The sequence below is a fragment of the Anabaena sp. FACHB-1237 genome (assembly GCF_014696225.1).
GTDB lineage: Bacteria > Cyanobacteriota > Cyanobacteriia > Cyanobacteriales > Nostocaceae > FACHB-1237.
In genome coordinates this window covers 1-10,086 of the sequence record NZ_JACJPV010000073.1, presented here as the reverse complement: position 1 = coordinate 10,086, position 10,086 = coordinate 1, and the positions used below count along the sequence as shown (strand labels likewise).

Here is a 10,086-nt window from a genome sequence, read left to right as displayed (position 1 = left end):
TTCTAGTTTCCAATTATTCTTAATTCGCACTACAAAATATTTGTCTTTTTGCACTAATTCTTGCATAAAATTTAGTCCTGCAAAACCTCTATCCATTACTCCAACGGCATCTTGCGGTAAATTATACATCATTGATGAACCAAATTTATAATCATGATTATGTCCAAAATTTATCAAATTATCTTCTGGACTTCCCGTAGAAAGATTGAGGGAACTAAACAGTTTTACCTGATGATAACCTAGAACCCATAGTAACTTGCTTGTTAAGGTAATTATTGTTGAATCAATTGGACAAATTGCATATTTATTATGTAACTTTTTATAGGCTTTTTTCTGGACTAATTGATTCAATTGATCATAAATATTTTGGAATATTTCTTGATTCCTGTGTGTGTTAGCCTTGGAAAATGTCGAAATTATTACATCTATACCTGTATTGTTTAACCTTTTAAATAAGTCTCGCATACTTGTTAAACTATTATCTAAGGCATAACCCAACCAACACTCAACGTAAAGACGGGTGTTCAAAACCGGATAATCATTTTTTGGCAAGGATTTGAGGATGTCTTTAACAATCTTGGGAAATGTATTTATAATCATTATCAAATCAATATTTTGATATAGGTTGCCCAAATTTTAATATATTTTGAGCAATTTTTATCACAGATTTCTTAACATTCAACACTTCTGGTTTGAAGCATAATTTTAAATTTCCCTATCTATACTTTTATTTTATCTAAGTAATGCTAAATAATAATTAAATTTTGACTATTATTAATAGTTTAAGATTTCAAGCATATCAATAACGGCTGAAACCGCAGTTTGAATTGCTCCTTGAATTGAAGCATGATTTATCGCTAAATGTTCCCCTGCAAAAAATATACGAGGATTATTGAGAGGATAATATTGTCCCATAAAAGGTTGATATTTTTCCCGATCATCAGGGGCAAAATAAGCATAAGAACCAGTTCCGATTTGATGATTTTCGTCCCAAATACTGTGAATCATATCATCAGTATATTCTTTAATTTCAGGATGAAGTAATGAAATTTCTTGTAAAGTTAAATCATCTTTATTTTGCTCATCTAAAGTGACAAATTTTCGAGAATTATCCTCCCAACGATAAGCAGAAGTTAAGACTGATGGTTGATAAGAAATATCTTTAGCAATAAAATGAGGTTGAGAAGGATTTTTTAAATCTAATTTAGCATTATCAGAAGGATACCAACATTTCTCAATATTTAAGTCAGTGAAACTACCACCACCATAAATATTATCTTTAAATTCCCAGGGACGAGCGGTACAATGTAAAATAGTTTTACTAGAACTACAATAACCTAAATTATTAATCGCTTCCCATTGTTTACTAGGCAAAATAGGCTCAAATATAATCTTTCTTAAAGCAGTTGCTGGAATAGCACAAATAACCGCATCAAATTCGTAAATTTTCTGTTCACTTGACTGATTCCAAAATAATTTAACTCCTTTAGAAGTTACTTTAATATCAGTAACTTTTGCTGAGGTATGAATTGTACCTGATATTCTTTTGACTAAAGCCTGAATTAATATTTCCATCCCTCCAACTAATTCATATTGTTCTTTTCCATGCCAAGCAAAGAAATCAATTAAACCATTTAATAAAGAAACTCGATTATAATGAATTGCACCAGTTGCATGACCCAATAATTCAAAACCATCAGGATAAAGATGATTACGAAAAAAATCTGTTACGGTTAATTGATCCCATTTTCTTACTTTTTTACTGGTAAAATTAGGTGAAAATAGTTGCCATTTTTCATCTTCAGAAAAAGAATTAATTAACTCTCCCAATAACTCATCATAAATAACTCCGGGATCTTTTTTTTCATCAGGAGTTAAATTGTAGATAGAAAACAATTGTTGGTAACTATCTAAACGAGTTTTCTTACCCCTCAGATAATAAAAAGCTGCGGGATTGTAATTAATAAAAGGTCTTTTTGGTAACTTAAATTTATCTATATAGTGTAAAGTGCAACCATGACTGGCGGGAATTCGCATTGCGCCCAATTCCCCATAAGTCCCGTCGCTAAAATAATGAGTCTTAATCCTTCCTCCCAAGCGAGAATCAGCCTCTAATAAAGTAACTTGATGGTTAAGTTGACTTAGTTCGTAAGCACTAACAAGTCCTGCAATTCCTCCGCCGATAATCGCAATGCGTTTGCGGGTATTGCCTTTATCATAGCGACTAAGAGAACCAGGATGACGATATAATCGCTCAAAAGAAAAAGGACGATCTAACTCTTGTGTATGGCGGTAAGGGTTAAACATTAGTTAAGCAGGGTTTCAAGGTTTTTCCTTTGTCTAAACGATTTTCAATTTCTCGTTTATCTGATCGCCCGAAGTCCTCGATCTCCTCAATCAAATTCTCAAAATCTAACCCCTCAATATCTTTATTTCTTAATTTGTTAACTGTATCTTCAATCCACAGTATATAGTCTTGTTCATATAAATAGACTGCTATTTGTGTCTTTGACATTACTGTATATCCCATCTTGTAAATGACCTAATTCCATTTTAGCCCACATTCTGCACCCTCAACTGTCACAGATCAAAACAGCCATTGAAGTAGTACATAATAACTAAAGGTAACTCAAAAATTAAGAGGCTTAATAAGAATAAATAGCATTAAAAGCGAAATGGTGTGATATGTGATAAAGTGAAACTATTCCGAGTTACTGTTTCTACCAACAGAACGGATTACGTCGTAACTAACGATTTATCTCAAAGTTCTACGGATGTTGTACAAGAGGTGTGTAAAATTCGTTGGAAAATAGAGGAGTTTCATCGGGAAATTAAACAATTAACGGGCATTGAATCTTGTCAATGTCGTAAGGCTAGACTGCAACTAAATCATATTGCTTGTGCTATGTTGGTTTGGGTTAGGTTAAAGAATTTAGTCTATCGAACTGGTCAAACTATTTATGAAATCAAGCATAAATTCCTTTCTAATTATTTAATTGAGCAACTCAAACGCCCAAGTATTTCTATGTGCTTGGTTTGATTCAATTTGCCGCCTTGCTTCCGTGAAGCCACGCCCGCTATTTGTGCCAGTTGCGTAAGTCCTGTTATTTAATCGTCGCTCTCTTTTATAAGAAGGGGGAAAAATGGTTGTTCTCTCACCATTACTTGATTTAGCAGGATTCTTTCAACCTCCTTTTCCTATTAAAACTGAAGTATAATTGTATGTTGTTCTACTTAGTTTAAGTTTAAAAATCATGAAAAATCAGTTTCAAACTAAGCAAATTGCTTCATTGAATGAAAAGATAGACTTTAATCTATTGCATAAGGAACTTAATATTTTAAAAACATTTCCAGCTTTTACTGGATATAGTGAATATAAAGTTGGTCTCTGGCAAAACTATACTTTACGTAACAGTAATGGAAAGGCTGAAGATGGTCGCTATTATGATTACGAAGGTCTATCCAAAGCAACGGAACTTAGTGTAAAAATGCCATATATTAGTGGAATTATTGAGAACACATTTAATCTAGAGTTTTTAAAATTAGCTCGTATCTTTGAAATGTGCAGTGGTGGTTTTCTTCTACCCCATAAAGATGGTTTAGATGGAAGCAAAAATTTTAATAACCATTTTCTCAAACTCCATATTCCTCTTCAAACTAGCGATGGTTGCTTTAATTCCTATGAAGAAAAAGTCTATCATATGAAAACTGGAGAGATTTGGTTACATCATGGTCATGATTGTGTTCATAGTGCCGCTAATTTCTCCTCAATATCTCGGTTGCATCTAGTTTTAGATTTTGTCTCTGGTGTTAATGCTGAAGAGTTATTCAAAGATAAATCAGTTATGATTTCAAGCAAACCCCCAAATTCAATTGATCGAGAACCTATTACTGAAGAAGACATAGATAGTATCTATAATTTAAGTAAAATCATCAACGAATACAACTTTAAAGATATAGTTGCTATTCTAGGAAAAATTCACTTTAGACGACAAATTAGCTCTGCATTAACTTATGACTGGCTTCACAAAATTGCAGAGGCTACAAACAATAAAAAGTTAGTTGAGAAGAGCAATCAAGTCAGAAAATTTTTAATTGGACCTAGAGATACTAATACTTTATCGCTTCAATGGTACTAATACCATTTAAAAAACGATGATGTAGGGATTGATCATTCTAAATCACCCTTAAAAAGGAGGTTTTAAACGTTAGTTTTTTCGTAAATTTCTTTTAGTCGAAATTAAAACAATAATTATTTAGTTTTTCATAGTAAGGTAAACAAAGTTCCAGAAGTGGGATTAATTTATCTGGTACATTAACTTGCTTATTTTCTTGGTATTCCAAAAATTGACTGGTTTGATTAATAGTGTTGTACCAACTTTCCTGCCAGTTTTTAGCCATAGCAGGTAAATCATCGGGTATAAATAGCTTTGATATTAATTCTTTGATGATGTCAAACCAGATTAGCACTATACTCAATTTTTGTGCATTTAAAAATCTTTGGATATGACGACGGCGACTATTTTGTTCTATTGGTAAAGGTAGATTAGCTGCCAGTCTTTCTATTCTCACATCTTTTTGAGTCTGTAATAAATATACCAATACTTTTAGAGTAATTAATTGTTTATTGTTTAGGTATTTTTCTAATATTTTTTGATAGAATGAGGGGAACATTTTTGTTTTTATCTTACTAATTTTACAGGACTTTTTCTTTTTACCATCAAACTGTCCCTTTTTTATGCTCCTCTAATATTTGGTTATCTGCTGCTTCATTCATACCAATTTTTTTGGGGTGTCTGAAGTTTAAAACCCTTTCTCTATATTGCTTTTCCCCCTCTTGTCACTCCCTGAAGTGTTATTTACACCCTTCACTACTAGATAGCCGTAATTTTCCCTTTTGGATGGATCAAGCAAAGTTGGGGTAATGTATCCACAAAACTTTACTAACTGTTGAGCCATTATTTTTGACTATGTGAGGTTCTTGGGCAGGAATCATAATTTCTTTTCCTATCTCTAGGTTAAACACTTTATCTTGACAAGAAACTTGCATTTCTCCTTCCAAAAGAATGAAATATTCATCAGTTTTATGACCTGGATCTGACCAATAATCTTGCGGTTTTAATTCATAATACTCAGAAATTAGTCCTTTTTTTTGCCAATTTTTTTTAATTTCTTCTAAATTCATTTTTTTACCTCATATAAAATAACTTTTCAAGTAGCACCTGCGTGAGCATAAGCAAAAACCCCGGCAGTAATAATAACCTCAAATTTGACTGAATTATTCACGTTTCCCTGATTTCTCTTTAAGGCTAAAACGTAAACACTTTTTTTAGTATAGAATTCCAATTTTTTGAAGCATTATAACCGTACATATCTTGATAATATGAATCAATCATATATTCTTCCTGATGACTCATTAACCATTGTCTCAAGTTATTCATTTTCTGATAACCTCTTTTGATTAATTCTTGATCTTCCCAATCATCCCAAACTTCCCACATAAATTTATTGGTATCTTCAATAATTATATAATCACCTGTTTCCAAACCATTGTGATGAAAATGCTCCAAAATACCAACTATATTATCATGAACATCCTCTATCACTAACCAAGGATGAGGTAAATTATCAAGCAATTCTGTGGGTAAAACTGTACTAATTTCTCGACAATCACCTTCTAAAAAATGAATCCTAGAATCTGCTTTTGCTTTTTCATCAAGTTGAGAAAGATCATTATCAATACAGTAAACTTGACCTTCAATCCCCAATAATTCTAAATTATCAGCTAACCAAATTGCACTTCCTCCTTTTAATGCTCCTAATTCAATAATTGTCTTGGGTTTTAATTCATCAATTAGCATAGGATAACTTGCTATTTGCATGGGATCTTTTTCTAAAAGTACCCCTTTCCAAGTTTGTAAATAGGCATTTTCTGTTAAAGGTCGCCAAGTGGACTTAGGAAGATCACATTTATCTTCTCTTTCGGAGATTTTCATAAATCTTTGATTGTTCATAATTATTATCCTTTTTTAAAAGTCAGAAGATACATTAATTTAGCTTCATCATAGATAGGAAAAGCTTCTTCACTAATCAATTGCCACGATAATTGATCTAATGGCGTTTGTATTTGTTTGCGATAGTCTTCTCGGATAGTTAACAAGAAAATTCCTTCCTCTTTTAAAAAGGGAAATAGATTGTTTAAAACTTCAACTCCTGCATGACCATAAGCAAAAACTCCAGCAGTAATAATAACATCAAAATTTTCTGAGTTATTAAAAATAGAGGAATCTTCTAAATTACCTTGAAAAAGATATTGATAAACTTGTTTTTCTTTGGCGATCGCCAACATTTGTTCTGACAAATCCACAGCAGTTAGATTAGTATATCCTTCTTTTGCTAAAGCCTCACCCACTAGCCCTGTACCAGCACCAGCATCTAAGATAGAACAGTGTTTATCTAGTAATAATTTGCTTAATGTTTTAGCAATAGCCACAGGCATAAAAGACCAATCTTTTTGAACATCTGTATCATAGCTATTAGCCCAACTAGCATACTTCTTTTCAAGTTCCTCGGTACTTTGGGTATCACAAATGCTAGATAACCAAGCCCTTTGTTCTAAAAAGTCTTTGGATTGTTTATTGTCCATATTTAATTATTCTTTGATAACACCAATTAAAGTTTCATTTGATAGACGATCAATATGCCATTTCGTAATGACTTCCCCTGGTATCACAAGAGGACAAGCAGGGGGTACTTTTTGAATACAACAACTACTTATTTTACCTAATGCTTTTTTTAGAGGTAATTTTTCTTTTGGGGCAAAGAAAGCATCTTTGGGTAGCATTTTCATTTGTGGTTTACGACAAAAGTAATTTTTAGAAATATTCTTTTTTTTTGCTTTTTCACTGAGAATCGGCACAATTTTAGCTAAAGTTTCTCTCATAAACTGAAAATCTTTTTGACTATGATTAAAAGAGAAAATTAATAATAATCCCTCTTCATCGGCAAACTCTCCATCAACGCCATGATCATACAAAAGTTGGGCTAATTCTTTTCCTGTAGTGCGATCGCTCTTTAAATAAATTTTCAGAGGATCGCTAACTTGAGCATCATAAGTTAAAACTGTACCGTATCGATCCAGTTGAGAACGAAGACGATCGCATTCCCGAAGAGCTTGCGAAAATAAAGCTTTACCTTCTTCTGAAAATCCCCGATTAACCGCATCTTCAATACTTAACATCAAAATATTACTGCGGGTGGTGGTTTCAAATAATGGTAAAACTCCCATCACATCTTCAACGGTAAACCGAGAATCAGTAGGTAAATGCAATAAAGCTGTTTGTACTAAACTCCCTGTATATTTGTGCATACTATGGGATACGATGTCCGCCTTAAAAGCGATCGCTGAACGAGGAAAACTTTGTCCTTTTGTCGATTGCCATTGCAAATCAAAAAAAGGAAGATGTCCCCCATGTGCCTCATCGATCGCCAAGGCAATATCATGTTGGTGACAATAATCAGCTACTTTTTCCAAATCGAGAATTTTCCCCTGATAACTGGGATGAGTGAGTAACAAAGCCGATACGCCACTGGTTTCTAACGCCGAAATCACCTCCTCAGTAGTGGGCATTAAAGATACAGAAGGAATAAAATAAGGCTCTAATCCTGCTAAAATGATACCGTTAATTGTGGAAATATGACTGTTAAGAGCGATCGCCACTTGTTTATACTGAGTTCCTAATAAGGCACAAGCGGTTAAATCTCCTTGAGTGCCTCCCCCAGTTAGCCAAAAGGTATGTTTAGTGCCATACATTTCCGAGAAATGTTTCTCTATGTTCTCAGTGCGAGGGCGAGTCAGGAACGGTACATCATATTGATAGATTTCTTCACTCAGGCGATCTTTATTGTGAGCAATTCCTTGATGAGCCGGAGTATAAAGACTAACCTGCACATCCTGATTATGAGATGCGATTAGCTTATAAGCAGAAGATGGTTGATTCATAGCTTAAAGGTAAATCGGCTGAAGTTGTGGCATCGGACGAATTGTACTTTCAACTGCAATTCCATTGCGTAAGGCTAACAGTAATCCCGCCGCCTCCATGTAGCTATTGACACGATATATTTTCCTGCCTTGGGTCTCAATTTGCAACCGTTCTGGGGTAATATCGTACTTGGTAGTATTATCTTTAACTAAGATTACTGGCACACCTTGGTCTAAGGAAGCAAAGAAAGGAATATTTCCCACGGTTGTTTCTGGCATCACTACCGCCGATACATTCTCGACAGATATCCGGGTTTCACCAGCCGCTACAGGAGTATCAAACCTTACTGGGCGAGGAGAATTGATTAAACCATTCAGAGGAGAACAAACATAGGCACTAGAAATCAATTCTGCACCATCCCGAGGATCTACTAATTTACCAAATCCGGTGTGTTCCCATTCCAATAATAAGGGAGCATGGGCAGCAGTAAAGGGATAGAAATTAGTGGTCATGTGGGTCATAATTGCTTCCGCACCGCCCCAAGGATTGGCAATAGATTCTCCTCGGTAATAGGCTTGACGCACTTTGTCATCTACTTGCAAAGTGGTCATTAAAGCCACTGCCTCAGCATCGGATTGTGCCACCACATCCAAAGCCTTCATCAACTCTTCCATACCTTTAAATTCCCCAGAGGCATTACCATACTGGGAATAGGTACAGGCCGTTTCAATCGCCCCACCAGTTACCACAACAGGGTCAATGTTAACTCCCCCCACAGCCCGTAAGCCATTGAGAGCATTAAGGACGTTATTTAAAAAGCGATCATCTTTGGGTTTTTCAATGATTGCGGCAATCTTGGTTCTTTTTTCGGGAATAACTCCAATATTCCCCAGGAGTAACTGACAAATCAGATTACCTTCTAGATACAGCACATTATCCTGAGCAAAATAAACATCGGAAGCAGTAACTGCATTGGGATTTGTCACTAGATAGTCACAAGCAGAAGCCAATAAGTTAGTACTGGGAGTAGCATCTCCTGCAAAACCTCCAATTTCTGCTCTCACTCCTGTGGGAATAATGCTCACTGCGACAAACGGTTTTTTAGAAACTCGTTGACGAATATTAATATTTAATAAGGATGACCAAACAGGTTCTCTATCAGTATCTATAAAGCTGCATTCAAAAGTTAGATTGTTCTGTTCAGCTTTAGTTAAAATCAGACGAATGGGAACTCCAGGTAGGGGAAGCGCTGCAATCTCCTGAGAAATTTTGTACCAGGTACGCTGTTGAGGAGGACATTGGATTTCAAAATCTTTTGTATAGATCTGCGTCACTTTTATATAATCTCCATAATTAAAGATAAACTGTTGCTATTTTGCTATTACTCTTCATGGGAGTAAGCTCAAGAAAAACTAACCCTCTTCTGTCACTTTCCGAATTAAGCAAGTAGTAAATGAATTAAATTATCCCGAAGAATAAAAGGGAATAAATCCATTCATCGCGCTAATGAGATAATTGAATCCAAGCAATAAATCAGAATTGGGAAAAATAGCGAGCCACGGATAAATCAACCAAAATAGTAAGAGGGGTTTGACAATTAAGCGAAGATTATTGAGAGCATTATTCCATCCGCTTTCATGATTCTATTGTTGATGTTTAGAAAAATTAATGAAATTACTTTGTTGTACATTAGGTTCAGTTGCCAAATGTTTAATGTTTTAGGATTTGTAATTCTACATCTATTGCTCCACCTGCCTTGTAGAGTTTTATTTTTTGATTCTTTTATTTGTTATACTCGGAAAGTGACAGAAGAGGGACACAAGTGTTGAATCCTGCAATAAAACTTTACAATCTTTTCGTTTTACCCAGGTAAAATCCATTGTCTATTGAGAATAGAGTCATTAATTGCTCAAATTTGGTATCACCAATACCAATGCACAACTTGGACAAAATCCTCAAAATCTTAACATTCAACACTTCTAGTTTCCAATTATTCTTAATTCGCACTACAAAATATTTGTCTTTTTGCACTAATTCTTGCATAAAATTTAGTCCTGCAAAACCTCTATCCATTACTCCAACGGCATCTTGCGGTAAATTATAC

10 protein-coding genes and 3 pseudogenes are annotated in these 10,086 nt (G+C 34.5%); 2 read left to right on the top strand and 11 right to left on the bottom strand.

From position 1 onward, the window contains the following. From H6F32_RS19725 to H6F32_RS19715, 3 genes are all read right to left on the bottom strand, one after another. Positions 1-600 (bottom strand): transposase (locus tag H6F32_RS19725; RefSeq protein ID WP_190370975.1); only part of this gene is annotated, 600 nt, incomplete at its 3' end. A gap of 174 nt (positions 601-774) precedes the next feature. Continuing rightward, a complete protein-coding gene (locus tag H6F32_RS19720) occupies positions 775-2,307 on the bottom strand; it encodes an NAD(P)/FAD-dependent oxidoreductase (RefSeq protein ID WP_190370974.1) in 1,533 nt (510 codons plus the stop codon). Continuing rightward, the gene (locus tag H6F32_RS19715; protein WP_242031202.1) at positions 2,300-2,515 is read right to left on the bottom strand and encodes a DUF29 domain-containing protein; all 216 of its coding nucleotides are present in this window, start codon (positions 2,513-2,515) and stop codon (positions 2,300-2,302) included. Before H6F32_RS19715 ends, H6F32_RS19720 begins: the two co-directional genes overlap by 8 nt. A 177-nt stretch (positions 2,516-2,692) precedes the next feature. On the opposite strand from H6F32_RS19715, the pseudogene H6F32_RS19710 reads away from it, so the two are divergent. After that, positions 2,693-3,040, top strand: a pseudogene (locus tag H6F32_RS19710) (transposase); the annotation flags it as partial. Positions 3,041-3,254: 214 nt separating this feature from the next. Next, on the top strand, positions 3,255-4,139 hold the full coding sequence (locus tag H6F32_RS19705; protein WP_190370973.1) for an aspartyl/asparaginyl beta-hydroxylase domain-containing protein: 885 nt from the start codon (positions 3,255-3,257) through the stop codon (positions 4,137-4,139). A 91-nt stretch (positions 4,140-4,230) separates the two neighbouring features. Here H6F32_RS19705 and H6F32_RS19700 read toward each other — a convergent pair whose 3' ends face one another. From H6F32_RS19700 to H6F32_RS19665, 8 genes and pseudogenes are all read right to left on the bottom strand, one after another. After that, a complete protein-coding gene (locus H6F32_RS19700) occupies positions 4,231-4,674 on the bottom strand; it encodes a hypothetical protein (RefSeq protein ID WP_190370972.1) in 444 nt (147 codons plus the stop codon). Positions 4,675-4,906: 232 nt separating this feature from the next. Then, positions 4,907-5,185, bottom strand: coding sequence for a cupin domain-containing protein (locus H6F32_RS19695; protein WP_190370971.1), 279 nt, complete (start codon positions 5,183-5,185; stop codon positions 4,907-4,909). A 124-nt stretch (positions 5,186-5,309) separates the two neighbouring features. After that, on the bottom strand, positions 5,310-6,014 hold the full coding sequence (locus tag H6F32_RS19690; RefSeq protein WP_190370970.1) for a CmcI family methyltransferase: 705 nt from the start codon (positions 6,012-6,014) through the stop codon (positions 5,310-5,312). 5 nt (positions 6,015-6,019) lie between these two features. Beyond that, on the bottom strand, positions 6,020-6,646 hold the full coding sequence (locus H6F32_RS19685) for a class I SAM-dependent methyltransferase (protein WP_190370969.1): 627 nt from the start codon (positions 6,644-6,646) through the stop codon (positions 6,020-6,022). Between the two features lie 6 nt (positions 6,647-6,652). Further along, positions 6,653-8,002 (bottom strand): aminotransferase class I/II-fold pyridoxal phosphate-dependent enzyme, encoded by a 1,350-nt coding sequence (locus H6F32_RS19680; protein WP_190370968.1) that lies wholly within the window; start codon positions 8,000-8,002, stop codon positions 6,653-6,655. A gap of 3 nt (positions 8,003-8,005) precedes the next feature. Next, positions 8,006-9,316 (bottom strand): DUF3326 domain-containing protein, encoded by a 1,311-nt coding sequence (locus tag H6F32_RS19675; protein WP_190370967.1) that lies wholly within the window; start codon positions 9,314-9,316, stop codon positions 8,006-8,008. A gap of 129 nt (positions 9,317-9,445) precedes the next feature. Further along, positions 9,446-9,652, bottom strand: a pseudogene (locus H6F32_RS19670) (IS701 family transposase); the annotation flags it as partial. A gap of 307 nt (positions 9,653-9,959) precedes the next feature. Next, positions 9,960-10,086, bottom strand: a pseudogene (locus H6F32_RS19665) (IS4 family transposase); the annotation flags it as partial.